This window comes from Arthrobacter sp. MMS24-T111, from assembly GCF_054888995.1.
In genome coordinates this window covers 4,056,524-4,081,839 of record NZ_JBTZRO010000001.1, presented here as the reverse complement: position 1 = coordinate 4,081,839, position 25,316 = coordinate 4,056,524, and the positions used below count along the sequence as shown (strand labels likewise).

Below are 25,316 nucleotides of genomic sequence, written 5' to 3'. Positions count from 1 at the left end.
CAAAACAAGGCCCGCGGGTAAGCCCGCGGGCCCGGGGTTGTGCCTGAACTAGGCAGGGCAGAATCCGCCCGGAAGGGCCACGCCGTCCACCACGGGGCAGGGGTTGAAGGTGAAGATCACCAGGGTGCCCAGGAGGATGATGACCACGGCGGCCGCATAGAGGACGGTCTTCAACCAGCGCCGCGTCCCCGTCTTTTCGGCGTAGTCGTTAATGATGGTCCGCACGCCATTGGTGCCGTGCAGCATTGCCAGCCACAGCATGGCCAGATCCCAGAACTGCCAGAACGGGTCCGCCCACTTGCCGGCGACGAAGCCGAAGTCGATGGCGTGGATGCCCTCGCCGACCATGAGGTTCACGAACAGGTGCCCGAAGATGAGGACCACCAGCACCACGCCGGAGAGGCGCATGAACAGCCAGGCGATCATCTCGAAGTTGCCGCGCGAACCGCCGCTGCGGCGGTACTGGGGAGCTACCCGGCCGCTGCGGGGGCTCTCGATGGTTGCAGTCATGGCTTAGTGACCTCCGAGGGCGAGGGACAGGTGGCGGATGGAGAACGCAAGCATGGTCACGATCCAGAGAGCCAGGACTGCCCACAGCATCTGCCGCTGGTACTTGGCGCCCTTCTTCCAGAAGTCGACCGCAATGATCCGCAAGCCGTTGAAGGCGTGGAACACGATCGCGGCGACAAGGCCGGTCTCGCCCAGCGCCATCAGCGGGTTCTTGTAGGCGCCGATCACCGCGGTGTAGGCCTCCGGCGACACACGCACCAAGGAGGTGTCCAGGACGTGGACCAACAAGAAGAAAAAGATCACTACACCGGTAATGCGGTGTCCTACCCAGGACCACATGCCTTCACGGCCGCGGTACAAGGTGCCAGCTGGTTTTGTCGGCACTGATAAACCTCCCTGCAACACAGCGGCGCTGGCATGAGATCCATGCGGGGGAACGCCTGCTGCGAGAGCACTCGTAGCTCAGGCCTAAATCTAGGCTTCGCTTACAGCTTATTCAATTTAGGAGTTTCTTGGAGGCCAGCACTGGAGCGGTTTTTCGGCGAGAATGAGACGAACACCACACGGAAGCGGTGTTTTGGGCACTGGGATGACGGAGCGCGCCGGACGGCGGCCCGTGGCGGGCCGCCGTCGCCGGTCTCGGGCCGTCAGCTAAAGTAGCGGTGATGAGTACAGACAAAGTGACAAGCCCGGCCTCACCCCTTGACCGCTTCATTGCGGTGATTCCGGCAGGCGGAGTGGGGACCCGCCTCTGGCCCCTGTCACGAGCAGCAGCTCCCAAGTTCCTTCACGATCTCACAGGATCGGGCAGCACCTTGCTGCGCGCCACCTACGACCGGCTCCACCCGCTCGCGGGCAGCCGGGTGCTGGTGGTCACCGGAAAAGCGCACCGCGACGCCGTGTGCCGCCAGCTTCCCGAGGTCCAGGACGCGGACCTTGTCCTGGAATCGGAGCCCAAGGACTCCGCGGCGGCGATCGGCCTTGCCGCGGCCATCCTGCACGAGCGGGACCCGGACACCATCATGGGGTCCTTCGCCGCGGACCAGGTGATCAGCCCGGACCACCTCTTCCAGGACGCCGTCCGGGAGGCAATCCATACCGCCGCGGCCGGCAAGATCGTGACCATCGGCATCAAGCCCACGCACCCGTCCACCGGGTTCGGTTACATCCGCTCCGGCAAGGCATTGAACATCGACGGAGCCCCGAGCGCCCACGATGTGGTGGAATTCGTCGAAAAGCCCGACGAAGTAGTAGCCCAGCAGTACGTCGACAGCGGTGACTACGTGTGGAACGCCGGCATGTTCGTAGCCCCCGTGGCACTGATGCTCAAGCACCTCGAGGCCAACCAGCCCGAGCTGTTCAAGGGCCTGCAGGAAATCGCGCAGGCCTGGGATACCCCCGAACGCGACGAAGTCACCGCCCGGATCTGGCCCACCCTGCCCAAAATCGCCATTGACTACGCAGTGGCCGAGCCCGCCGCCGAAGCCGGGGACGTCGCCGTCGTGCCCGGCACCTTCCGCTGGGACGACGTTGGCGACTTCGCCTCCGTCGGGCGGCTCAACAGCGCCAAGGAAGTGGACGATGTCACCGTCCTGGGCGAAGGCGCGCGGGTTTTCACGGAGAACTCAAGCGGTGTGGTGGTCACGGACACCAAGCGCGTCATCGCCCTGATCGGCATCCAGGATGTGGTCATCGTGGACACGCCGGACGCCCTGCTGGTCACCACCATGGCCAACTCCCAGCGGGTCAAGGCAGCGGTCGACGCACTCAAGGCCAGCGGGGACACGGACGTCCTCTGATCGCCCAACCTGCCGGCGCGTCACGGCGCCGGCAGGTTCACGTTGTAACGGGGCGTCAGTGAATAGCCCTTATCGGGGCCGTGATCGCTAGAGTAAAACAGTGCGCAATTACACTACTGAAGCCGAGCCCACCGCCTTGGTGGCGCCGTGGCTTGAACCGCTCCTGCCGGAACTGATCGAATTCCGGCGGGACCTCCATGCGCACCCGGAGCTTTCCTTCAAAGAGTTCCGCACCACCGACAAGCTTGCGGAGCGGCTCGAGGCCGCCGGGCTGAGCCCCCGCCGGCTCGAAGGCACCGGCCTGACCGTGGACGTGGGCGAAGGCCCCATCGCCACCGCGCTGCGCGGCGATATCGACGCCCTCCCCATCATCGAGGAAACCGGCCTGGCATTCGCGTCCAAGAACCATGGCGTCACCCACGCCTGCGGCCACGACGTGCACACCACCACCATGCTGGGCATTGCCCTGGTGTTGCAGCGCATGCACCAGGAATCGCCCCTGGGCGCGACGGTGCGGATCATCTTCCAGCCCGCCGAGGAGACCATGCCCGGCGGGGCGCATGCGTGCATTGAGCAGGGCGTGCTGGAGGGAGTTCCCAGGATCCTCGCGCTGCACTGTGACCCCCGCATCGAGGTGGGCAAGGTCGGGACCCGGATTGGCGCCATCACGTCGGCCTCGGACACCATCCGGATTGAACTGTCCGGCCGCGGCGGCCACACGTCCCGACCGCATCTCACCGAGGACCTCGTCTTCGCGCTTGCCCAGATAGCCGTCAACGTTCCGGCCGTCCTGTCCCGCCGGGTGGATGTCCGCAGCGGGGTGTCCGTGGTGTGGGGCCAGATCACCGCCGGGTCGGCGCCCAACGCCATTCCCGGCTCGGGCTACATGGCCGGAACCATGCGCTGCCTGGACCGTGACGCCTGGCACGCCGCCGGGGAACTCCTCGACGAGGTGGTCCACCAAGTGGCCGCGCCGTATGGGGTGGACGTCCACCTGGAACACACCAGGGGGGTGCCGCCCGTGGTGAACTCTGAACACGAAACGGCGATTATCGAGGCGGCGGCGCGCGCAGAGATCGGCGAAAGCGCTGTGGTGCTGACCCCGCAATCCATGGGTGGCGAGGACTTTGCCTGGTTCCTCGCGGAGCTTCCCGGTGCCATGATGCGGCTGGGTACCAAGACGCCAGGCGGGGAGGACTACGACCTCCACCGCGGCGATTACATCCTGGACGAGCGGTCGCTGGGCCTGGGGATCCGCGTGCTCACGGCGGCAGCGTTGAGGACCATCAGGGACATCGAACAGCCGCCCGCGCTGTAGCCGCCAGCCGCGCCGCCCGTGCCCGGAGTCCTTGCTCCAGCGGCTTATTTGCGCCGGGCCCGGTAACGCCGGTGGATCACGACGACGGTCAACGGGTTGCTCTTTTTGCTCCAGTTAAGTTGTGCACAATTTAATTGTGGGCTATTGTTTTGTCATGACCGAAGCTCCCCGCCTGGACCGCCAAGTGTGTTTTGCCTTGTATTCGGCTTCCCGGGCCGCCACCGCCGTGTACCGGCCCGTGCTGGACGAGCTGGGCCTCACTTACCCGCAGTACTTGGTGATGCTGGTGCTGTGGGAGGACGAGCCCCGCGGGGTCAAGGAACTTGGCGGGGAAGCTCGGGCTGGACTCGGGGACCCTGTCGCCCCTTCTCAAGCGGCTGGAAGCACTGGGTCTCGTGGAACGCCGGCGGTCCGGCGAGGACGAACGGCGCGTTGCCATTCACCTCACGACTGCAGGCCGGCACCTTAGCGTTCCGGCCCGGGCCATCCCGCAGCGGCTGGCTGACGCCGCGGGGCTCTCGCACGGAGAGCTCGAACAACTGCGCGCCACCCTGGGCAAGCTCACGGCCGCACTGCACCAGTCGCTCTAAGCGGCGCCACACTGCACCATCCCACCTACAGGACGGACATTTTTCGTGAAGACTCTCTACACCGCCGAGGCGCTTGCCTTCGGCGAAGGCCGTGACGGCACCGCACGCAGCAACGACGGCAAACTGGCCGTGGACCTGGCCAGCCCCGTGGAGCTGGGCGGCAGCGGCCGCGGCACCAACCCTGAACAGCTTTTCGCCGCCGGGTACGCGGCCTGCTTCCACTCCGCACTGCGACTGGTGGGCCGCAAGGCAGGCGCCGACCTCACCGATTCGGCCGTTGCGGCGAAAGTCCACCTGGGACAACTGGACGGCGGAACGGGTTTCGGGCTTGCCGCCGAACTGGAAATCGCCCTCCCGGCGCTGGACCTGTCCACCGCCGAGGAACTGGTGGCCAAGGCGCATGAAGTGTGCCCCTACTCGAACGCCACCCGGGGCAACATCAACGTCGACATCAAGATTTTGGAGTACGCAGCATGAACACCGCACTTGCCACCAGCACCCGTGAAATCCGCCTGGCTTCGCGCCCTGTGGGCCGTCCTGCCAGCGATAACTTCGAGCTCGCCGAGTCCCCGCTGCCCGCCCTCGAGGACGGCCAGATCCTGGTCCGGAACCTCTTCATGTCGGTCGACCCCTACATGCGGGGCCGGATGAATGACGTGAAGTCCTACTCCGCGCCGTTTGCCGTGGGCAAGGCGCTCGACGGCGGCGCGGTAGGCGAGGTGGTCGCGTCCCGTTCGTCGGCACACAAGGAGGGCGACGTCGTCGTGCATTCCCTCGGCTGGCGGGAGTACGCCGTGGTTGACGGCGCTGCAGCCACCCCGGCCCGAACTGACCTGGCCCCGGCTTCCGCCTTCCTTGGTGCCCTGGGCATGACCGGGCTGACCGCCTACTCCGGCCTCTTGAAGGTCGCCGAATTCAAGCCGGGGGACGCTGTGTTCGTCTCCGGTGCCGCCGGCGCGGTGGGCTCCCTGGTGGGCCAGATCGCCAAGGCCATGGGCGCCTCCCGCGTGATCGGCTCCGCCGGTTCGCCGGCCAAGGTGGCCCGGCTCCTGGAGCTCGGTTTCGACGCAGCCTTCGACTACCACGATGGTCCTGTGCTGGACCAGCTGCAGAACGCCGCGGGTCCCGCCGGCATCGACGTCTACTTCGACAACGTCGGCGGCGAACACCTCGAGGCCGCCCTGGCAGTCCTCAACGTCGGCGGCCGGGTGGCAATGTGCGGTGCCATTGCGCAGTACAACTCCACCGAACCGACCCCGGCGCCCCACAACCTGATGCAGGCCATCGGCAAGCAACTGACGCTCCGCGGCTTCCTGGTAGGCGGTCAGCGGCAGCACGCGGCGGAGTTCGCAGAGAAGATGTCCGGCTGGCTGGCTGACGGCACCGTGCGCTACGACGAGACGATCGTGGACGGACTGGAGAACGCGCCGCAGGCATTCATGGATCTCCTGGACGGTGCGAACACCGGAAAGATGCTCGTCCGGCTCTAGCCGGCGGTCACAACTAAAGAACCATCAGCAGCAGGGGCGCCTCCTTTGGGGGCGCCCCTACTGCTTGGTAACAACTTGTAAACAATCTCCGGGGTCAGCTTCCGGCGTGCTATGGGGACGTGGCGCAGGCCACTAAAGTAAGTGGCATCAGTGCGCTCCGGCGCAGTGCTGCGTGCCTTCAGTGAAAACAGAATTTCAGCGCCGAAACGGACACTCATTGAATTCCAGCCCGTAGTGCCACTCGCATCATCCCTGGAGGAAAATTGAAGAAATCACTGCGTGCCGGCTTCAAGCGCGGTTCAATGGCCGGTGTGGCCACTCTCGGTGCGTCCGCCTTGCTGCTGACCGGCTGCGGGGCCGCCCCGTCCGCGTCCGGCCCTTCGGGTTCAGCCACCGCCTCGGACTACACTGCCTGCATGGTGTCCGACTCCGGTGGATTCGACGACAAGTCGTTCAACCAGTCCGGCTACGAGGGATTGCAGGCCGCGGTCAAGGACCTCGGCATCCAGGAAAAGCACGTCCAGTCCAAAGCTGACACCGACTACGACCCCAACCTCCGTTCCATGGTCCAGCAGGGCTGCAAGCTCACCGTGACCGTTGGATTCCTGCTCGGCGATGCCACAAAGTCGATCGCCACGGCCAACCCGAACAGCCACTTCGCGATCATCGACTACAACGACCCCACGTTCCCCAAGAACGTCAAGCCGATCGTCTATGACACGGCCCAGGCCGCGTTCCTGGCCGGCTACCTGGCAGCAGGCACGTCCAAGACCGGCAAGGTCGCAACCTTCGGCGGCATCAACATCCCCACGGTCACCATCTTCATGGACGGTTTTGCCGACGGCGTGAAGTACTACAACGAGAAGAAGGGCAAGAGCGTCCAGCTCATCGGCTGGGACAAGGACAAGCAGGACGGCACCTTCGTCGGCGACTTCAAGCAGGTGGACAAGGGCAAGGTCCTCACCCAGGGCTTCCTTGACCAGGGCGCAGACATCGTCCTTCCCGTGGCCGGACCCGTAGGCAGCGGCGCCGGCAGCGCGATCCTCGACGCCAAGTCCAAGGGCAAGGATGCCAAGCTCATCTGGGTTGACTCCGATGGCTACCTGACGGCCCCCGACTACAAGTCCGTGATCCTTTCTTCTGTCCAGAAGACCATGGCCACCGCTGTGGAGACGGTCATCAAGGACGACAAGGACGGCAAATTCGACGCCTCGCCGTACATCGGAACCCTTGCAAACGGAGGTGTTGCCCTGGCTCCGTTCCACGACCTCGATTCCGCCGTGCCGGCGGACCTGAAGAGCGAACTGGACCAGCTCAAGAAGGACATCATCTCCGGCACCGTCAAGGTCGAGTCGAAGTCCAGCCCCACCAAGTAAGCACTGAACAGCGGGGCGCGCTGCCCTTCCGCCGTTACCCCGGCCGGAGGGCAGCGCGTTCTGTTTTGCTGGCAACACACGCTTACCAGCGCTATGCAGGCCGCACTTTTCCCGCCTGCCCGCCCTGCCCAGGAACCACCCAAAACACTAGGCTGGGACTACCCGCTGCCTCGCCGCCGACAGCGCGCCGGAGCAGATCCATACACACACAGATTGGTTGGGGTTTTGAAACTCGAACTGAAGGGGATCACGAAGCGATTCGGGTCCCTGGTAGCCAATGACCACATCGATTTGGTCGTCGAACCGGGGCAGGTGCACTGCCTCCTGGGAGAGAACGGCGCAGGGAAATCCACCCTGATGAACGTGCTCTACGGCCTGTACGATCCGACCGAAGGTGAAATCCTGGTCGATGGCAAGCCCGTCGTCTTCAAAGACCCCGGCGAGGCCATGGCGGCCGGCATCGGAATGGTCCACCAGCACTTCATGCTCATCCCGGTCTTCAGCGTGGCCGAGAATGTGGCGCTGGGTAATGAGACCACCAAGGCCGCCGGCCTGCTCAACCTGGAGGCTACGCGCGAGAAGATCCGCCGCATCTCGGACCAGTATGGATTCGACGTCGACCCCGACGCCATGGTGGAGGACCTGCCCGTTGGCGTCCAGCAGCGGGTAGAGATTATCAAGGCACTGGTTCGCGATGCCGAGGTGCTCATCCTCGATGAACCCACCGCCGTATTGACGCCGCAGGAGACCGACGAACTCCTGGACATCATCCGGCAGCTGAAGCGCGACGGTAAGTCGATCGTCTTCATCTCCCACAAACTGCGTGAGGTCAAAGCCATCTCGGACACCATCACGGTCATCCGCCGCGGCAAGGTCGTGGGGCAGGCGGATCCCACAGCTTCCCCCACCGAACTGGCGTCCGCCATGGTGGGCCGCGCCGTGAGCCTGACGCTTGACAAGGCACCGGCGAAGACCGGTGAGGTGACCTTCAAGGTCCGGAACCTGACCGTCACGGACCACAATGGCCAGCACGTGGTCGATGACCTGTCATTCGACATCGCCAAGGGCGAAGTCCTTGCCATTGCGGGAGTGCAGGGCAACGGCCAGACGGAGCTGACCGAGGCGATCCTCGGCGTGCAGCCGCACGTGGCCGGGTCCATCACGCTCGACGGCGAGGAATTGTTGGGCAAGAGCGTCAAGCATGTGCTCCGTGCGGGCGTGGGCTTCGTCCCCGAGGACCGCACCCTTGACGGCCTGGTGGGCACGTTCACCATCTCCGAGAACATGATCCTGGACCTCTACGACAAGGCTCCCTTCGCACGCGGCGTGGGGATGAAGCCGGGCGTCATCGCGGAGAACGCCGCCAGGAAGGTCGAGGAATTCGATGTCCGCACCCCTTCCGTGTCCGCCGCCGTGGGCACCCTCTCCGGTGGCAACCAGCAGAAGGTCGTCCTGGCCCGTGAGCTCTCCCGCCCGCTGCGCCTGTTTATCGCTTCGCAGCCCACGCGTGGGCTTGACGTCGGCTCGATCGAATTCGTCCACAAGCGCGTCATCGCCGAACGCGACCACGGAACGCCCGTCATGATCGTGTCCACGGAACTTGACGAAGTACTGCAGCTGGCAGACCGGATCGCGGTGCTCTATCGCGGCCGGCTGGTGGGAATCGTACCCGCCGGCACGTCCCGCGACGTCCTGGGCCTGATGATGGCCGGTGTCCCGGCCGCGGAAGCCGAAGCCAACGCCTCCGCCCAAGCTTCCGGCGCAACGGCCGCACCGGCGGTATCAGAGCCTGCCGGCCACGAAGGAGAAACCCATGTCTGAGAAGACAACCCCGGACCCGCAGGCCACAAGCCATAACAGCGCCCCCGGGCCGGCCCCGACCCAGATGCCAGGCGGCACCTCCTCGGAGGCCGTCGCCTCCGACGTCGCGCTGGACACTGCCGGCGGCCAGATGCCACCGTCCGCCGTTCCGGCGGCCACCCAGCTGCGCGGCCGGGACCACCGGGACGGGGACGGATCCGTCCTGCACCAGATCTTCACCGGCAACGCCATGGTCTCCTTCCTCTCCGTGCTGCTGGCCATCGTGCTCGGCGGCATCCTGATGGCGGTGACCAACCCCAAGGTCGCCGTCACGGCCGGTTACTTCTTCGCCCAGCCCGGAGACCTCCTGACCGAGGTCATCCGTCCCTATACCGCACTGGTGCAGGGGTCAATCTTCAACTGGGCCGGCGCCGACCTGGCCGCCCAGCTGTACCCGATCACCGAGACCCTCACGGTCGCAACTCCGCTGGTCTGTGCCGGGCTCGGCGTCGCGCTGGCGTTCCGCGCCGGCCTGTTCAACATCGGGGCGCAGGGGCAGATCATCTTCGGCGCGCTTTTCGGCGCCTACGTCGGCTTCGCCTGGCACCTGCCCATCGGCCTGCACCTGCTGGTCGTCATCCTCGCCGGCCTGGTTGGCGGCGCGGTCTGGGGCGGTGTCGTGGGCCTGCTGAAGGCACGGACCGGCGCCCACGAGGTGATCGTGACCATCATGCTCAACTACATCGCCAACTTCCTGCTGCTCTTCCTGCTCACCACCCCCGCTTTCCAGCGCAAGGGTTCCACCAACCCGATCTCCCCGTTCCTTGACTCCACCGCGTTGTTCCCCGAACTGCTCGGACCCCAATTCCGCCTGCACGCCGGTTTCCTGGTCGCCATAGCGGCCACCGCCTTCGTCTGGTGGCTGCTGAACCGCTCCACGATCGGTTTTGAGTTCCGCGCCGTCGGGGCCAACCCGAGCGCTGCCCGTACCGCCGGAATCAACGTTGCCCGCAGCACCATCCTGGTGATGGCGATCGCGGGTGCGCTGGCCGGCCTGGCCGGCGTGGCGCAGGTGTCCGGCACGGAAAAATACCTCTCCGGCGGTGTCGCCGCCTCCATCGGTTTTGACGCCATCACCGTCGCACTGCTGGGACGCTCCACGCCGTGGGGAACCTTCTTTGCGGGCCTGCTGTTCGGCGCCTTCCGCGCCGGCGGCGTGGCCATGCAGGCACAGACCCAAACCCCCATCGATATTGTGCTCGTCATCCAGTCCCTGATCGTGCTGTTCATCGCAGCACCGCCGCTGGTCCGTGCGATATTCGGACTCAACCCCCGTAAGAAGAAGACCACCACAAGTGGGACCGCAGGTTCGCATACCGGCGGCGTCAAGAGCGGAGCGGCAGCATGAGCGCCACCACACAATCTCCCGCGAGCAAACAACCTGGAACCGGGAAAACCACCGGAGCCAACCGTGCCGCAGGCCGGGCAGGGACAACGGAACTGGTGAGCTGGAAGGCCGGCGTCGGCCTGGGCCTGCTCGCCATCCTGGGCACCGTGCTGTTTGGATTCCTCGCCAACACAAAATCCGCCGGGTTCCGGATCGCCGAAGCCCGCGACCCAAACGCCTCGTCCACCGCAGCCTGGATCACCCTTGTCGTGGCGCTGGCTGCCGCCGGTTACCTCGGCTACCGCTGGATCAGCCAGCGCCGCGAGGGCGGGGGAGTGGACCGCTGGATTCCCGCCACCACCATCGCTGCCGTCGTCGTCCTGGGCCTCGCCGCCCTCGGCGTTGCCCAGGTGGAGAAGATCACCGTGCCCTCGATGGTCTTCGGCTGGATTTGCGCCCTCTTGCTGCTCGGCCTGGCCGGGTACGCCCTCCTGCTGACCCTGCAGCGGCGGCGCACCCCCGGATGGCTGGGCGGTCTCTTCGCCGTCGTCTTCCTGGTCGGGTTCATGATCTGGATCGTCGCCGGCGGCCGTGACCCCGAACCGTCCATTTCCCTGGGCGGCCTGATGGCAGGAGCGGTGACACTGGCCGTACCACTGGTGTTCGGCTCGCTGTCCGGAGTGCTGTGCGAACGGGCCGGCGTGGTCAACATCGCCATCGAAGGACAGCTCCTGCTCGGTGCGTTCTCCGCCGCCGTCGTAGCCACCGTGACAGGCAATGTCTACGTGGGACTCATTTCGGCGGCCGTCGCCGGTGCACTCGTGTCCCTGGTCCTGGCCGTGGTGAGCATCAAGTACCTCGTCAACCAGATCATCGTCGGCGTGGTCCTCAACGTCCTGATCAGCGGCCTCACCAGCTTCCTGTTCTCCACCCTGCTCACGGCGGACCCGGAACACCTCAACAAGCCCGGCCGGCTCCAGGCAGTGGATATCCCGTTCCTTGCCGACATCCCGATCATCGGACCCATCCTGTTCCGCCAGTCCCTGGTGGGCTACCTCATGTACGTGGCCGTGATCGTGGTCTACGTCGGGCTGTTCCACACCAAATGGGGCCTGCGGGTGCGCGCTGTCGGCGAACACCCCCAAGCGGCGGACACCGTGGGCATCAATGTCAACCGCACCCGGTTCATCAACGTCCTGATGGGCGGGGCGATCGCCGGCATCGGCGGCTCCTTCTTCACCCTGGTGTCCGTGGACGCGTTCAGCAAGGACATGTCCGGCGGCCGCGGCTACATCGCCCTTGCCGCCATGATCTTCGGGCGCTGGAATCCCATCGGGGCCTTCCTGGCCGCACTGCTCTTCGGGTTCGCCGACAACCTGCAGAGCATCATCACCATCATTGGCTCGCCCGTGCCCAGCCAGTTCATGGCGATGCTGCCGTACGCCCTGACCGTCATCGCCGTCGCCGGCCTCGTGGGGCGGTCCCGGCCGCCCGCCGCCGACGGCATCCCGTACGTCAAGGGGTGACCAAGTGACAGAAACCGGAGCCCCCGGCACCCAAGGAAATCCCGGCGTCGATTGGGCCGCCCTTGAGGCTGCCGCCGTAGCCGCCATGGCAAATGCCTACGCGCCGTATTCGAACTTCGCGGTGGGGGCGGCCGCGCTCACCACGGACGGCCGGATCGTCAGCGGCTGCAACGTCGAAAACGCCAGCTACGGCCTCACCCTCTGCGCCGAATGCGCCCTCGTAGGCAACCTGCACATGACCGGCGGCGGCCAATTGCGCGCGTTCTACTGCGTCGACGCCGGCGGCACGGTCCTGATGCCGTGCGGCCGCTGCCGGCAGCTGCTGTACGAATTCCGCGCCCCGGACATGGAAGTCATGACCACCCAAGGCATCAGGACGATGGACCAGGTGCTGCCCGACGCATTTGGCCCCCAACATCTGGAGGAGACCCGGTGACCCAAACCACCAGCAACGCCGAGGCATTCGATGCCGTGGACATCATCCGCATCAAGCGGGACAAAGGCAAGCTGAGCCCCGAACAGATCGACTGGACCATCGACGCCTACACGCGCGGCGCCATTGCCGACGAGCAAATGGCGGCCTTGAACATGGCCATCCTGCTCAATGGCATGGACCGGGCGGAAATTGCCCGCTGGACCGCCGCCATGATCGCGTCCGGGGAGCGAATGGACTTCTCCAGCCTGCGGCGCCCCGACGGCGGCCTGAAGTACACCACGGACAAGCACTCCACCGGTGGGGTAGGGGACAAGATCACCCTGCCGCTCGCCCCGCTCGTGGCAGTGTTCGGCGTCGCCGTCCCGCAGCTCTCCGGCCGCGGCCTGGGCCACACGGGCGGCACCCTGGACAAGCTCGAGTCGATTCCCGGGTGGCGCGCAAACCTGACCAACGGTGAGATCCTGGCCCAACTCCAGGATGTCGGGGCAGTGATCTGCGCCGCCGGTGCAGGCCTGGCCCCGGCGGACAAGAAGCTTTACGCGCTGCGTGACGTAACCGGCACCGTGGAAGCCATCCCGCTCATCGCCTCGTCCATCATGAGCAAGAAGATCGCCGAGGGCACGGGCTCGCTGGTCCTGGACGTCAAAGTGGGCAGCGGAGCGTTCATGAAAGACCAGTCCCGGGCCCGGGAACTGGCCGAGACCATGGTGGCCCTGGGCAAGGACGCCGGCGTCAACACGGTGGCGCTGCTGACCAACATGGACACGCCACTGGGCCTCACGGCCGGCAACGCCATCGAAGTCGAGGAGTCCGTGGAGGTCCTCGCCGGCGGCGGCCCGGAAGACGTGGTGGAGTTGACCGTCAGGCTCGCCGAAGAGATGCTCGCCGCTGCAGGAGTGCACGACGCCGACCCCGCCGCCGCGCTCAATGACGGCCGCGCCATGGACGTGTGGAACCGGATGATCTCCGCCCAGGGAGGCGATCCGCACGCAGCCCTGCCGGTGGCCACTGAATCCGACGTGGTCTACGCCCCCGCGGACGGGGTGCTGGTGGAACTCGACGCCCTGGCCGTCGGTGTGGCCGCCTGGCGGCTGGGGGCAGGCCGTGCCCGCAAGGAGGATGCCGTCCAGGCCGGAGCCGGGGTGCGGATGCACGCCAAACCTGGCGCCACCGTCCGGGCCGGGGAACCCCTGATGACCCTGCTCACGGACACACCGGACCGGTTTGCCCGCGCCCGGGAAGCTCTCGAACACGCGGTGGTCATCGCTCCGGATGGTTCGCGGCCTGCCCAACAGCTGATCATCGACCGCATAGCATAGGGACCAATGCAGGCCATCAACGACTTCATCCTCGCCGCAGCCGGACAGCCATGGGTGCTGGTCCTGGTGCTGGCGTGCTGCGTCATTGACGGCTTCTTCCCGCCCGTGCCCAGCGAATCCGTGGTGGTGGGCCTCGCCGCCGTGGCCGCCACCGCGGATGTACCCAACCCCCTGCTTCTGGCCGGAGTGGCTGCCGCCGGAGCCTTCGCGGGCGACAACATTGCCTACCTCCTGGGCCGGCGGGTGGGCACCACCCGCTGGGCCTGGATGCGCGGACCGCGGATGCAGGCCGCCTTCCGCTGGGCGGGCCGGGAACTGCGTAAGCGGCCGGCGTCGCTGATCCTGGTGGCCCGGTTCGTTCCGATCGGCCGCGTGGCGGTCAACCTGACTGCCGGCGTCACCCACTATCCGCACCTGCGGTTCGTTGGCCTTACCGTCCTCTCCGCGAGCCTGTGGGCCGGATACTCCGTGACGATCGGGCTGTTCTTCGGCCAATGGTTCGAGGACAACCATGTCCTGGGTGCCGCGATCGCCATTGTTTGTGCCGTAGCCCTGGGCATCCTGGTGGACCTGGTGATCAACAAATTCCGGGGTAAACCCAATGTGGTGGAACGGATCCGGGAACCCGGGACCTGAGCCCCGCGTTTAACCGGATAATTCCGCGCGCCGGGGCGTAGCGGACTGCGTCCCGGCCATGGGACACTTAGGAACGATTTCCGCTTTGGCTGCGGCGCTTCGGCCGTGCCATTTTTTTACAGGAGCAACACCGCGTGGAGTTTATTAATGAGGCCGTGCTCCATGCAGCGGGCCAGTGGTGGATCTACCCCGTGCTGCTGGTGTTCTTCTTCGTGGACGGCTTCGCCATGGTGGTCCCCAGTGAGACCCTCATTGTGGCTTTGGCGGCCTTCTCGCGGCACAGCGGCGAACCCAATCTCTGGATCCTTGGCCTGACGGCCCTGATCGGCGCGATCTGCGGCGACAACATGGCCTATATGCTCGGCCGAAAGATCGGACTGGACCGGTGGGCGTGGATGCGCCGGCCCAAGGTCCGGAAAGTTTTCGCCTGGGCCCGCTACGAGCTCGAGAAGCGCGGAGCGGTACTCATTTTCACCGCCCGGTACATCCCCTGGGGCCGGGTGGCCGTTAACTACGTGGCCGGCAGCACCGGATTCTCACACCGCAGGTTCTTCGTCTTCGACGCCTTTGCCTGCGTCACGTGGGTGGGCTACTCGCTGGGCATTGGCGTGCTGGCCAGCTCCTTCCCGTGGCTGCACCACAACCCGCTCCTGAGCGCCGGCATCGCCGTCGTCTTCGCGATAGTCCTGGGCGTCGTGATCGACCACGCCCTGCGCTGGTGGCACAAACGGCTGGGACGCCATGATGCGCCCGAGGCTGACGCCGACGTGGACGGGTGGGCCGAAAACGCCCCGGGCCAGGAAGGACGGCCCGGCACCCGGCCCCTCACGGTGCCATCGGCGGATGCGGGTCCCGCAGCCAAGTAGCGGCTGGCTTTGAACCCCGCCCCACCCTAAGGTGGGAACGTGACTGAGCCCATTCTTGACGCTGCCCCTGCCATTGATTTCGACCTGAAGAGCCTGCCCAAGGTTTCCCTTCACGACCACTTGGACGGGGGACTCCGTCCGGCCACGATCATCGAATTGGCCGAAGCCGTAGGGCACACCCTCCCCTCGACGGAGCCGGTTGCCCTGGGCGAGTGGTTCCGCGAATCCGCCGACTCCGGCTCCTTGGTCCGCTACCTGGAAACCTTCGACCACACCGTGGCCGTGATGCAGACCTACGACGGCCTGTTCCGCGTGGCCAAGGAGTTCGTCGAAGACCTGGCGGATGACGGCGTTGTCTACGGCGAGGTCCGTTGGGCACCCGAGCAGCACCTGCAGAAGGGGCTCAGCCTGGATGAAGCCGTGGAAGCGGTCCAGGACGGCCTGGAAGCCGGCGTCGAGGCCGTGTCCGAGTCCGGCCGGGAGATCCAGGTGGGCCAGCTGATCACCGCCATGCGCCACGCAGACCGCGGCCAGGAAATTGCCGAACTCGCCGTGCGCCACCGCAACCAGGGTGCTGTGGGCTTTGACATCGCAGGCGCGGAGGACGGCTTCCTGCCCAGCCGTTTCAAGGACGCCTTCACGTACCTGGCCCAGCACAACTTCCCCGCCACGGTGCACGCCGGCGAGGCCGCGGGGCTGGAGAGCATCCAGTCCGCACTGGTGGACGGCCGGGCCCTCCGCCTGGGACACGGCGTCCGGATCGCCGAGGACATCATGGTGGAATTCGACGAGGACGACGAGGCCGGCGACACCGTCGGCCTGGTCACCCTCGGCGACCTCTCCAGCTGGGTCCGTGACCGCGGCATCGCCCTGGAAATCTGCCCGTCCTCCAACCTCCAGACCGGAGCCATCGCCGAATTCGGCGAGGGTATCGAGAGCCACCCGCTGGACATGCTGTACCAGCTGGGCTTCAACGTGACCATCAACACCGACAACCGCCTGATGAGCGGCGTCACGCTGACGGACGAGTTCAACCTGCTGGTGGAGACGTTCGACTACGACCTTGACGACCTGCTGGAACTGACCCTGAACGCCGCCGAGGCATCCTTCCTGCCCTTGGAGGAAAAGGAAGCGCTGGTGGAATACATCAACGACGCCTACGCCAATCTTGGCTGACCAGGTTCCTCCTCCCGGCAGCTCCGCCACCGCGGAGCTTGCTGGAAAAGATGGCCCAGCTGCGCGAGCACTGCCCCTGGATGGCTGCCCTGACGCACGCCTCGCTGGTGGAATACCTCCTCGAGGAGGCCTACGAGGTGGCTGAGACCATCGAGGAGGGCCACCCCGACGCCGAACTCCAGGGCGAGCTCGGTGACGTCCTGCTCCAGGTGGTGCTGCACGCCCGTCTGGCAGAGGAACGCGGGGCGTTCACGTTCGACGACGTGGCGCGCGGCCTGGCTGCCAAGATGGTCCGCCGGAACCCGCACGTCTTCCGGCCCGACGGATCCCTGCAGGACACCTTCCCTGCCACGGTGGCGGAAATTGAGCAGACGTGGGACGCGGTCAAACGGGCAGAGCGCCCGGAGCGGCGCCATGCCTTCGAAGGAGTCCCCGCTGCCCTCCCGGCACTGGCCAAGGCGCAAAAATCGCTCGACCGTGCAGCCCGGGCAGGACTCGGGCTGCCCGCAGGGGTTCCCGTCCCCGAAAGCGAGGAGGAACTGGGAACCCTGCTGCTCGCCGTCGTGCGGTCCGCCCGGGACCGCGGCATGGACGCCGAGCGTGCCCTCCGTACCGCCGTACGCCGCTACCACGGCGACCAAGCAGCATCATGACGTCCGGGCCTTGACCGGTTTGAGTAACCCGGAGCACTCTCGACTACGCTAGTCCCTGACGAGTACGTCGAGTTTTCTGCCTGATTCCCCCCGTTAATCGCCCATAAGGAGCAAATTCATGGCGCTTATCGATGCCATCCACGCCCGCGAGATCCTTGATTCCCGCGGCAACCCCACTGTTGAAGTTGAGGTCCTGCTGTCCGACGGCCAGATCGGCCGCGCCGCAGTTCCCTCCGGTGCTTCCACCGGTGAGCACGAAGCCGTTGAACTGCGCGACGGCGACAAGGGCCGCTACCTCGGCAAGGGCGTGCAGAAGGCCGTCGACGCCGTGATCGACCAGATCGCCCCCGCCCTGACCGGCTTCGACGCTACCGACCAGCGCAGCATCGACCAGGCCATGCTGGACCTGGACGGCACCCCCAACAAGGGCAAGCTCGGCGCGAACGCCATCCTGGGCGTCTCCCTGGCCGTCGCCAACGCTGCCGCAGCATCCGCCGACCTGCCCCTCTACAAGTACCTGGGCGGCCCGAACGCCCACGTCCTGCCTGTGCCGCTGATGAACATCCTCAACGGTGGGTCCCACGCCGACTCCGATGTCGACATCCAGGAATTCATGATCGCCCCCATCGGCGCCGAAACCTTCTCCGAGGGCCTGCGCTGGGGCGTAGAGGTGTACCACAACCTCAAGTCCGTCCTGAAGGAACAGGGCCTGTCCACCGGCCTGGGTGACGAGGGCGGCTTCGCCCCGAACCTCCCGTCCAACCGCGCGGCACTGGACCTGATCCAGGAAGCCATCAAGAACGCCGGCTACACCCCGGGCAAGGACATCGCCCTGGCCCTGGACGTCGCCTCCTCCGAGTTCTTCAAGGATGGTGCCTACCAGTTCGAAGGCAAGGCCCTGTCCGCCAGCGAGATGAGCGCCTACTACGCCGAACTCGTTGCAGACTACCCGCTGGTGTCCATCGAGGACCCGCTGGACGAGAACGACTGGGAAGGCTGGAAGACCCTCACCGACGCCATCGGCGACAAGGTCCAGCTGGTGGGCGATGACCTCTTCGTCACCAACCCGTCCATCCTGCAGCGCGGCATCGACACCAAGACGGCCAACTCCCTGCTGGTCAAGGTCAACCAGATCGGTTCCCTGACCGAGACCCTGGATGCCGTCAGCCTGGCCCAGCGCGCAGGCTACACCACCATCACCTCGCACCGTTCCGGTGAAACCGAGGACACGACGATCGCCGACATCGCGGTGGCCACCAACGCAGGCCAGATCAAGACCGGTGCACCTGCCCGCTCCGAGCGCGTTGCCAAGTACAACCAGCTGCTGCGCATCGAAGAGGAACTCGACGACGCCGCACGCTACGCCGGCCGCAGCGCGTTCCCGCGTTTCAAGGGCTAGTAACCGGCTAAACGCACCGGCGGTGGCTATGGTTGGAAGACCATAGCCACCGCTGTTGTTTTCCGCAGCTTTGGTCTCAGCAGTGTTTGTCCAGCACAGATAGTGGCGGCCCAGGGAGGCTGCGTTTCAGGAGTGTCATGGCTACCCGCCGCCCCAAAGTTCCCAAGGTCGCCCCCGCACGTCCGGCAAAGGATACGGCCGACGACGGTACCTCCGGCGGGGCCGAGGTCATCCGGGCGGATTTCCGCCCGGCGAAGGACGCCGGCACAGCAGGCGCGTCACCGGGGCACGGCTACGGGAGCCGCGGAACTGCAGCCCGGCCCGCCGGAAAACCGGGGGACGCAACCACGACGAAGACGTCCGCCGGACGCAAGGGCAGCAAGCTCCGTTGACGGCAAGGACGGCCGGGGCGGCGATGACGATCAGCACCCTGTCCCCGCCAAGGCGTTCTCCGGCCGCATGCTGGCCCTGGCCGTGGTGATGGTGGCCATCACCATCATGCTGGCGCCCACGGTGAAGATCTTCTTCGACAAAAAGGCCGAAATCGACGCGCTGAACGCCGATATCGCCGCACGCCAGGCCCAGGGTGATGCCCTCCGGCAGCAGGTTTCGCGGTGGCAGGACCCCAACTACGTCAAGCAGCAGGCCCGCGACCGCATTAACATGGTTATGCCGGGCGAAACCGGCTACTGGGTTTTTGGCAGCGATGAACCGGCTGGAGAAAGCAGTAGCCCCGCCGGCGCAACAGCACAAGACCCCGCCGATCTGCCGTGGGTGGATTCCCTGTGGGAGTCCATCAGGCGTGCGGCCACAGACTGAACCGCACAGGAAGGACGGCCCGCGACAATGGAACACAGCACGGAAGCCGCCCGGGACGAATCCCGCCAACCGACAGCACACGACCTTGACGTACTGAGCAGGCAGCTGGGGCGTCCTGTCCGCGATGTCGTGGAAATTCCGGCGCGGTGCGTCTGTGGCAACCCGCTGGTCGCCGCGACCGCACCCCGGCTCAGCAACGGGACCCCGTTCCCCACCACGTTCTACCTGACCCACCCGGTGATCACCTCCGCAGTGTCCCGGCTGGAAGCCTCAGGCGTCATGAATGAGATGAATGACCAGCTCGCCGGGGACCCCGCGCTCGCGGCGGCCTACCGTTCGGCCCATGACGAATACCTGGCCGCCCGGAATGCGATCGGCGAGCGTTCCGGCATCGGCCCGGTGCCGGAAATCGACGGCGTCTCGGCCGGGGGTATGCCCGTACGCGTCAAGTGCCTGCACGTCCTGGTGGGCCACTCCCTGGCGTCCGGTCCCGGCGTCAACCCGCTCGGCGACCAGGCCCTTGGAATGATCAGCGAGTGGTGGACGGCGGACAAGTGCTACTGCGACGGCGCCTGGGACACCACCGGGGAAGCCCCGTCCAGGGACCTCAGCCGCCACGGCCCCCAGGGCCTGCCGGGCATCGTCGGCCGCCCTGCGCCCGTCCGCAAGCCTTCCCGCGACGCCGGGGTGGCGGAATGACGCGCGTGGCCGCCATCGACTGCGGCACCAACTCCATCCGGCTCCTGATCGCGGATATCGACCGCAGCAGCGGCAGCGCGGCCCTGACCGACGTCGTCCGGGAAATGCGCGTGGTCCGGTTGGGCCAGGGGGTGGACGCCACGGGCGAGCTGGCTCCGGAAGCGCTGGAACGCACCTTTGCCGCCGCCGCCGACTATGCCCGCCTCATCCGTGAGCACGGGGCGGAACGCACCCGGTTCGTCGCGACCTCGGCAAGCCGCGACGCGCGCAACCGTGACGTCTTCGTGGACGGCATCCGGGAGCTGCTGGGAGTCGAACCTGAGGTCATCTCCGGTGACGAGGAAGCGGCCCTGTCCTTCGCCGGCGCCAGCAGTGTGCTGCCCATCCTCGACGGCCGCGAAGTCCTGGTGGTGGACCTCGGCGGCGGAAGTACCGAATTTGTCCTCGGCACCGCCTTCGGGGTTACGGCCGCCAAGTCCGTGGACATCGGCTGCGTTCGCCTCACTGAGCGGCACCTGCGTGACGATCCGCCCACCGCCGAACAGGTGGCGGCCGCCGAAGCCGACGTCGACGCCGCCTTGGCCCGTGCCGGACGCGACGTTCCGCTGGAACGCGCCGCCGCCGTCGTCGGTGTGGCCGGGTCCGTCACCACCATCACCGCGCACGCCCTCCGCCTGCCCGAATATTCGCCGCAGGCCATCCACGGCGCTGAGCTGCCCCTTGGGGAAGTGCGCGCCGCTGCCACCGACCTGCTCACCATGACGCGGACCCAGCGCGCCGGACTGCCGTACATGCACCCGGGCCGGGTGGATGTGATTGGCGCCGGGGGACTGGTATGGCGCCGCATCCTGGAACGGATGGGCACGCTGACCGGCGGCAGGATCACGTCCGCCACCGCGAGCGAGCACGACATCCTTGACGGCATCGCCCTGAGCATCGGCTAGTCCCATGCAGTCCACCCCAGCTCCGACCCCGCTTCCGCGCCGGGCCGCCGCCCTTGTCGCTGTCCTGCTCGCAGCATGTTTCCTGTGCGCCGGCCTCTTTACCGCCCCCGCGGCCAAGGCCGACGATTGGCGCGACAAAGAATATTGGCTGGCAGATTCCGGCATCACCAAGGCCTGGGAGGTCTCCAAGGGCGCCGGAGTCAAGGTAGCCGTCATCGACAGCGGCATTGACGCCCAGCATCCGGACCTCAAGGGTGCGGTCACCGGCGGATATGACGCGTCCGGCTCGGGCCAGCCGGACGGCCAGAAAAGCGTTGGTTCCAAGCCCGAACATGGCACCTTGGTGGCCACCATGCTGGCAGGCCGCGGGCACCAGCCGGCCAATGCCTCACCCACCCCCAGCCCCGGGCCTGCGGGCACGCCGCCGGACGGGATCATGGGCGTGGCACCGGAAGCGCAGCTCCTTTCCGTCTCCACCTGGCTGGGTTCACCGAACCCGTCCGGCAAGAGCGACCAGGACCAGATTCCCGAGGCCGTCCGCTGGGCCGTGGACAACGGTGCCAAGGTCATCAACATTTCGCTCGGCAGCACGACACCCCAGTGGCCCCAAAGCTGGGACGCGGCGTTCCTGTATGCCGAACAAAAGGATGTGGTCATCGTGGCCGCGGCCGGCAACCGGGTGGGTGGCAACACCCAGGTGGGCGCTCCTGCAACCATTCCCGGTGTCCTCACCGTCGCCGGCCTGGACCGCAAGAACACCGCCAGCGTGGATGCTTCGTCGCAGGGGATCAGCATCGGTGTGGCCGCGCCGGCGGAGAACCTGGTGGGCGGGCTCCCCGGCGGGAGCTACGCGGAGTGGGCCGGAACGTCGGGGTCCACGCCGATCGTTGCCGGGGTGGCCGCCCTGATCCGGTCCAAATGGCCGGACATGAGTGCGGAGCAGGTCATTAACAGGATCGTCTCGACGGCTAGGGATGCCGGTGCGCCCGGCAAGGACCCGCTGTACGGCTACGGCATCCTCAACGCGGAGGCCGCGCTCAAGGCCGACGTCCCGGAAGTGTCGGTGAACCCGCTGGGCACCATTGCCGAATGGATCCGTGTCCACCGGCGCGGCAACGCAGCACCGGCAACCCCGCTTCCCTCCGCCACCCCGGCGCCCAGCGCGGCGCCGACCCTGCCGGAGGCAACCGTCCCGGCCGCCAAGGCCCCCTCGCAGCGCGACAGTGCCATCGGCGCCGCCGTCGTGGTTGGTTTCGCCGCCCTGTTCGTGGCCATCGTCGCGGCAGCCGCCTTCCAGCTCAGGCGGGCATCCCGCAACCCGGCCCTGGCCGGGGAGGACCCGGACACAGGAGTGGTGGAACGGGTGAATCTGCCCCGTGAATCCCACGTTACGGACCAGCGACCAAGTTAGTGAAGATTTTCACAAACTGCGCTATCCTTAAACTATGGCAACCACCCCACAGCTCCAGGACCGTCCCAGGGTACTCGTCGTCGGCGGCGGGTACGTCGGCCTGTACGTAGCACTGAAACTGCAGAAGAAGATCGCGAATGCCGGTGGCATCGTCACCGTCGTTGATCCCCTGCCCTACATGACTTACCAGCCCTTCCTTCCCGAAGTAGCCGGCGGCAACATCGAAGCCCGCCACGCGGTGGTGTCCCACCGCCAGCACCTCAAGCAGACGGAACTGATCCAGGGCCGCGTCACCTCGATCGACCACGTCAACCGGACGGCTGTGGTGGCTCCCTCCGACGGCGGCGAGAACTTTGAGGTTCCCTACTTCGATGTCGTCCTCGCAGCCGGCGCCATCACCCGCACGTTCCCCATCAAGGGCCTGGCGGATAAGGGCATCGGCCTGAAGACCATCGAGGAAGCCGTTGCCCTGCGCAACAAGCTGCTGGAGCGCATCGAAGTTGCCTCCACCATGACGGACCCCGCTGCACGCGCCAAGGCCCTCACCTTCGTGGTGGTCGGCGGCGGCTTCGCCGGCATCGAATGCATCACCGAAATGGAAGACCTCGCCCGCGCCGCCGTGCGCAACAACCCGCGCGTCAAGCAGGAGGAAATCCGCTTCGTCCTCGTTGAAGCCATGGGCCGCATTATGCCCGAGGTCACCGCCAAGCAGGCCGACTGGGTAGTGGAGCACCTCCGCAGCCGCGGCATCGAGGTCCTGCTGAACACGTCGCTGGACAGCGCCGAGGGCAGCCTGAAGCTCATCAACCTGCCGGACAAGACCCCCGCGCAGGAATTCGAGGCCGACACCCTGGTGTGGACTGCAGGCGTGCAGGCCAACCCCATGGTCCGTTCCACCGACTTCCCGCTCGAGCCGCGCGGCCGCGTCCGCGTCCTGCCGGACCTGCGCATCGCGGGCGACGAAGGCATCGTGGAGAACGCCTGGGCAGCCGGTGATATCGCGGCTGTTCCGGACCTCACAGGCAAGGGCCTTCCGGACGGCACCTGCGTCCCGAACGCCCAGCACGCCCTCCGCCAGGCCAAGCGCCTCGCGAAGAACCTTTGGGCCTCGCGCTGGGAGAAGCCGCTGGGGGACTACAAGCACAAGAACCTCGGTGCTGTGGCCGGCTTCGGCGAATGGAAGGGTGTTGCCAACATCAACCTCCTGGGCCGGATCGGCCTCAAGGGTGGTCTTGCCTGGCTGGCACACCGCGGCTACCACGGCATGGCCATGCCCACCGTTGAGCGCAAGTTCCGCGTCATCCTGAACTGGATCATCAGCTTCTTTGCCGGCCGCGACACGACGCAGCTGCTGGACCTGGACAACCCGCGCGGCGCCTTCGTCGCGGCGGCCACCCCGGCGCCCAAGCCTGCGGCCGCACCCGCAGCCGTTCCTGCGTCCGGTTCCGGTTCATCCGCCACGCCCGCTCCCAAGGAAACGGTGGCTGCCAACGCAAAGTAGCGCGTCCACGCCGCTTCAGCACGCCGACGGCGGCCGTCCCTTTTCCGGGACGGCCGCCGTCGGCGTTTCCCGGCAATGCGTCGCCGGCAGGTACCATTGACCCGGCGCCCCAGTAGCCCAATTGGCAGAGGCAGCGGACTTAAAATCCGCGTGTTGTGGGTTCGAGTCCCACCTGGGGTACAACTGCCACGCGCGGGGAAGTGACGCCCCACCATCGAAAGCCGCCTGCATTGCAGGCGGCTTTTGCCATTAATTCCACATAGGCAACGACTGTTATAAGGCTGTGACCTCAGTCACTTAGATTCACTGCCCTCCATGCACTAGCTTGAACCTAAATCAGGAATACCTGGTCCCATTTTCGGGCGCCGCAGCGCCCCATTGATCCGCACGCGCATCGCATGGCCCTGTTTCGGAAGGCAGACAAATGTACCGAAAGAAAGTCCTCACCTCGTTGGCAGCAGCAGCCACATTCAGCATGCTGCTGTCGGCCTGCGCCAACCAGGCGGGCCCCGGCACCACCGAAAGCTCCGGCTCCTCCAGCAAAGTGAACATCCCCGCCATTTCGAAGGTTGATGTTCCTTCCGGCGCGGTCAAGCCGGCCGGCGACGGCAAGGCAACCTGCCCGGCCACCACCACGCTGGCCTATGCCGGCGCGCAGACCGGCCCGAACGCCCAGCTGGGCGTCAACATCTTCAACGGCATCCAGCTCGCCATCGACCAGCACAACAAGGCCAACCCCGGCTGCCAGGTCCAGTTCAAGAAGTTCGATACCGAAGGTGACCCCAACAAGGCGACCGGCCCGGTGACCCAGTTGGTGAGCGAGTCCGACATCCTTGGCGTCATCGGCCTGCCGTTCTCCGGTGAGTCCAAGGCAACCGGCAACATTTTCGAGCAAAAGGGCCTGGTCCACATCACCCCGTCGGCCACCAACCCCACGCTGACCGGAAACGGCTGGACCACCTTCTTCCGCGGCCTCGGCAACGACGCCGTCCAGGGCCCGGCCGCCGCTAAGTTCCTCACCGGCAAGCTCGGGGCCAAGAAGGTCTACCTGGTCCAGGATGACTCCGACTACGGCATCGGCCTGGGAACCTCCACCTCCGCAGGCCTGGGCAGCGCCCTGGCCGGCACGGAGAAGGTCACCACGGGGCAGAAGGACTTCTCCGCAGTCATCTCCAAGATCATGAACGCCAAGGCCGACGCCGTCTTCTACGCAGGCTACTACGCCGAAGGCGCACCGTTCGATCAGCAGCTGGTCGGAAAGGGATTCACCGGAACGTTCGTGGCACCCGACGGTGTCAAGGATGACCAGTTCATCAAGCAGGCAGGCGACGCCTCGAACAACGCCTACTTCACCTGCCCCTGCCTCCCGGGTGAACTGATCCCGGACTTCGCGTCCGCTTACAAGGACGTCTCCAAGGGCGCCGAGCCCGGCACGTACTCCATTGAAGGCTACGATGCCGCAACGGTGCTCCTGTCCGGCATCGACGCGGGCAAGCAAAGCCGCGCAGACCTGCTGTCGTGGGTGAAGTCCTACGACAAGGACGGCTTCAGCAAGCACTACAAGTGGGATGCCAAGGGCGAGCTCCAGGCTCCGACCGTCTACGGCTACAAGGTGGAAAACGGGAAGATCGTTCCGATCGGCCCCATCGGGGAGTAGCAAA

The 25,316-nt window shown here is 66.3% G+C and carries 22 protein-coding genes, 1 tRNA gene and 2 pseudogenes; 23 read left to right on the top strand and 2 right to left on the bottom strand.

Translation table 11 applies throughout. The annotated features are described in order from the left end of the window. Positions 1-48: 48 nt before the first annotated feature. Entirely contained in the window at positions 49-510 is a 462-nt protein-coding gene (locus ACX5I6_RS19025) for a succinate dehydrogenase hydrophobic membrane anchor subunit (protein WP_018761927.1), read from the bottom strand. A gap of 3 nt (positions 511-513) precedes the next feature. Further along, a complete protein-coding gene (gene sdhC, locus ACX5I6_RS19020) occupies positions 514-894 on the bottom strand; it encodes a succinate dehydrogenase, cytochrome b556 subunit (protein WP_081624141.1) in 381 nt (126 codons plus the stop codon). A gap of 281 nt (positions 895-1,175) precedes the next feature. Between sdhC and ACX5I6_RS19015 the strand changes: the two genes are divergently transcribed. From ACX5I6_RS19015 to ACX5I6_RS18905, 23 genes and pseudogenes are all read left to right on the top strand, one after another. Continuing rightward, positions 1,176-2,309 carry a mannose-1-phosphate guanylyltransferase gene (locus ACX5I6_RS19015; protein ID WP_461841482.1) on the top strand — a complete coding sequence of 378 codons (1,134 nt, stop codon included), beginning with the start codon at positions 1,176-1,178 and terminating at the stop codon, positions 2,307-2,309. Between the two features lie 100 nt (positions 2,310-2,409). Further along, positions 2,410-3,627, top strand: coding sequence for an amidohydrolase (locus tag ACX5I6_RS19010; RefSeq protein ID WP_109863486.1), 1,218 nt, complete (start codon positions 2,410-2,412; stop codon positions 3,625-3,627). 154 nt (positions 3,628-3,781) lie between these two features. After that, a pseudogene (locus ACX5I6_RS19005) lies at positions 3,782-4,217 on the top strand (MarR family winged helix-turn-helix transcriptional regulator). A 45-nt stretch (positions 4,218-4,262) separates the two neighbouring features. Then, positions 4,263-4,694 (top strand): organic hydroperoxide resistance protein, encoded by a 432-nt coding sequence (locus ACX5I6_RS19000; protein WP_461841481.1) that lies wholly within the window; start codon positions 4,263-4,265, stop codon positions 4,692-4,694. After that, positions 4,691-5,707 carry an NADP-dependent oxidoreductase gene (locus tag ACX5I6_RS18995; RefSeq protein WP_461841480.1) on the top strand — a complete coding sequence of 339 codons (1,017 nt, stop codon included), beginning with the start codon at positions 4,691-4,693 and terminating at the stop codon, positions 5,705-5,707. The genes ACX5I6_RS19000 and ACX5I6_RS18995 overlap by 4 nt, the downstream gene beginning before the upstream one ends. 263 nt (positions 5,708-5,970) lie before the next feature. After that, on the top strand, positions 5,971-7,083 hold the full coding sequence (locus ACX5I6_RS18990) for a BMP family lipoprotein (RefSeq protein ID WP_461841479.1): 1,113 nt from the start codon (positions 5,971-5,973) through the stop codon (positions 7,081-7,083). Between the two features lie 225 nt (positions 7,084-7,308). Beyond that, a complete protein-coding gene (locus ACX5I6_RS18985) occupies positions 7,309-8,904 on the top strand; it encodes an ABC transporter ATP-binding protein (RefSeq protein WP_461841478.1) in 1,596 nt (531 codons plus the stop codon). Next, complete coding sequence (locus ACX5I6_RS18980; protein ID WP_461841477.1) at positions 8,897-10,291, top strand: ABC transporter permease; 1,395 nt, start codon at positions 8,897-8,899, stop codon at positions 10,289-10,291. Before ACX5I6_RS18985 ends, ACX5I6_RS18980 begins: the two co-directional genes overlap by 8 nt. Next, complete coding sequence (locus ACX5I6_RS18975) at positions 10,288-11,796, top strand: ABC transporter permease (RefSeq protein WP_461841476.1); 1,509 nt, start codon at positions 10,288-10,290, stop codon at positions 11,794-11,796. Before ACX5I6_RS18980 ends, ACX5I6_RS18975 begins: the two co-directional genes overlap by 4 nt. A gap of 4 nt (positions 11,797-11,800) precedes the next feature. Next, positions 11,801-12,232 (top strand): cytidine deaminase, encoded by a 432-nt coding sequence (locus tag ACX5I6_RS18970; protein ID WP_461841475.1) that lies wholly within the window; start codon positions 11,801-11,803, stop codon positions 12,230-12,232. Beyond that, positions 12,229-13,551 (top strand): thymidine phosphorylase, encoded by a 1,323-nt coding sequence (locus ACX5I6_RS18965; RefSeq protein WP_461841474.1) that lies wholly within the window; start codon positions 12,229-12,231, stop codon positions 13,549-13,551. The genes ACX5I6_RS18970 and ACX5I6_RS18965 overlap by 4 nt, the downstream gene beginning before the upstream one ends. A 6-nt stretch (positions 13,552-13,557) precedes the next feature. Continuing rightward, entirely contained in the window at positions 13,558-14,187 is a 630-nt protein-coding gene (locus ACX5I6_RS18960; RefSeq protein WP_285320112.1) for a DedA family protein, read from the top strand. 134 nt (positions 14,188-14,321) lie between these two features. Next, positions 14,322-15,053 (top strand): DedA family protein, encoded by a 732-nt coding sequence (locus ACX5I6_RS18955; protein ID WP_461841473.1) that lies wholly within the window; start codon positions 14,322-14,324, stop codon positions 15,051-15,053. 39 nt (positions 15,054-15,092) lie between these two features. Beyond that, positions 15,093-16,229: an adenosine deaminase gene (locus ACX5I6_RS18950; protein ID WP_461841472.1), complete on the top strand. Its 1,137-nt coding sequence runs from the start codon at positions 15,093-15,095 to the stop codon at positions 16,227-16,229. Positions 16,230-16,309: 80 nt separating this feature from the next. After that, positions 16,310-16,882, top strand: a complete 573-nt coding sequence (locus tag ACX5I6_RS18945; RefSeq protein ID WP_285248339.1) for a MazG nucleotide pyrophosphohydrolase domain-containing protein — start codon at positions 16,310-16,312, stop codon at positions 16,880-16,882. Positions 16,883-17,000: 118 nt separating this feature from the next. After that, positions 17,001-18,281, top strand: coding sequence for a phosphopyruvate hydratase (gene eno, locus ACX5I6_RS18940; RefSeq protein WP_018761911.1), 1,281 nt, complete (start codon positions 17,001-17,003; stop codon positions 18,279-18,281). A 137-nt stretch (positions 18,282-18,418) separates the two neighbouring features. Further along, positions 18,419-19,100, top strand: a pseudogene (locus ACX5I6_RS18935) (FtsB family cell division protein). A gap of 27 nt (positions 19,101-19,127) precedes the next feature. Continuing rightward, positions 19,128-19,799 (top strand): DUF501 domain-containing protein, encoded by a 672-nt coding sequence (locus ACX5I6_RS18930; protein WP_018761909.1) that lies wholly within the window; start codon positions 19,128-19,130, stop codon positions 19,797-19,799. Continuing rightward, on the top strand, positions 19,796-20,743 hold the full coding sequence (locus ACX5I6_RS18925) for a Ppx/GppA phosphatase family protein (RefSeq protein ID WP_285248300.1): 948 nt from the start codon (positions 19,796-19,798) through the stop codon (positions 20,741-20,743). Before ACX5I6_RS18930 ends, ACX5I6_RS18925 begins: the two co-directional genes overlap by 4 nt. Positions 20,744-20,747: 4 nt before the next feature. Beyond that, positions 20,748-22,154 carry a S8 family serine peptidase gene (locus ACX5I6_RS18920; RefSeq protein WP_461841471.1) on the top strand — a complete coding sequence of 469 codons (1,407 nt, stop codon included), beginning with the start codon at positions 20,748-20,750 and terminating at the stop codon, positions 22,152-22,154. A gap of 34 nt (positions 22,155-22,188) precedes the next feature. Beyond that, positions 22,189-23,655, top strand: a complete 1,467-nt coding sequence (locus tag ACX5I6_RS18915; RefSeq protein ID WP_461841470.1) for an NAD(P)/FAD-dependent oxidoreductase — start codon at positions 22,189-22,191, stop codon at positions 23,653-23,655. Positions 23,656-23,761: 106 nt separating this feature from the next. Further along, positions 23,762-23,835 (top strand) — tRNA-Leu (locus tag ACX5I6_RS18910). A gap of 244 nt (positions 23,836-24,079) precedes the next feature. Continuing rightward, the gene (locus tag ACX5I6_RS18905; RefSeq protein WP_461841469.1) at positions 24,080-25,312 is read left to right on the top strand and encodes a branched-chain amino acid ABC transporter substrate-binding protein; all 1,233 of its coding nucleotides are present in this window, start codon (positions 24,080-24,082) and stop codon (positions 25,310-25,312) included. Positions 25,313-25,316 lie beyond the last annotated feature (4 nt).

Bases quoted from the DNA above. Each gene is read 5' to 3' on its own strand.
- ACX5I6_RS19025 (WP_018761927.1), bottom strand. From the start codon at position 510: ATGACTGCAACCATCGAGAGCCCCCGCAGCGGCCGGGTAGCTCCCCAG.
- ACX5I6_RS19015 (WP_461841482.1), top strand. From the start codon at position 1,176: ATGAGTACAGACAAAGTGACAAGCCCGGCCTCACCCCTTGACCGCTTC.
- ACX5I6_RS18995 (WP_461841480.1), top strand. From the start codon at position 4,691: ATGAACACCGCACTTGCCACCAGCACCCGTGAAATCCGCCTGGCTTCG.
- ACX5I6_RS18980 (WP_461841477.1), top strand. From the start codon at position 8,897: ATGTCTGAGAAGACAACCCCGGACCCGCAGGCCACAAGCCATAACAGC.
- ACX5I6_RS18975 (WP_461841476.1), top strand. From the start codon at position 10,288: ATGAGCGCCACCACACAATCTCCCGCGAGCAAACAACCTGGAACCGGG.
- ACX5I6_RS18960 (WP_285320112.1), top strand. From the start codon at position 13,558: ATGCAGGCCATCAACGACTTCATCCTCGCCGCAGCCGGACAGCCATGG.
- ACX5I6_RS18945 (WP_285248339.1), top strand. From the start codon at position 16,310: ATGGCTGCCCTGACGCACGCCTCGCTGGTGGAATACCTCCTCGAGGAG.
- eno (WP_018761911.1), top strand. From the start codon at position 17,001: ATGGCGCTTATCGATGCCATCCACGCCCGCGAGATCCTTGATTCCCGC.
- ACX5I6_RS18930 (WP_018761909.1), top strand. From the start codon at position 19,128: ATGGAACACAGCACGGAAGCCGCCCGGGACGAATCCCGCCAACCGACA.
- ACX5I6_RS18925 (WP_285248300.1), top strand. From the start codon at position 19,796: ATGACGCGCGTGGCCGCCATCGACTGCGGCACCAACTCCATCCGGCTC.
- ACX5I6_RS18920 (WP_461841471.1), top strand. From the start codon at position 20,748: ATGCAGTCCACCCCAGCTCCGACCCCGCTTCCGCGCCGGGCCGCCGCC.
- ACX5I6_RS18915 (WP_461841470.1), top strand. From the start codon at position 22,189: ATGGCAACCACCCCACAGCTCCAGGACCGTCCCAGGGTACTCGTCGTC.
- ACX5I6_RS18905 (WP_461841469.1), top strand. From the start codon at position 24,080: ATGTACCGAAAGAAAGTCCTCACCTCGTTGGCAGCAGCAGCCACATTC.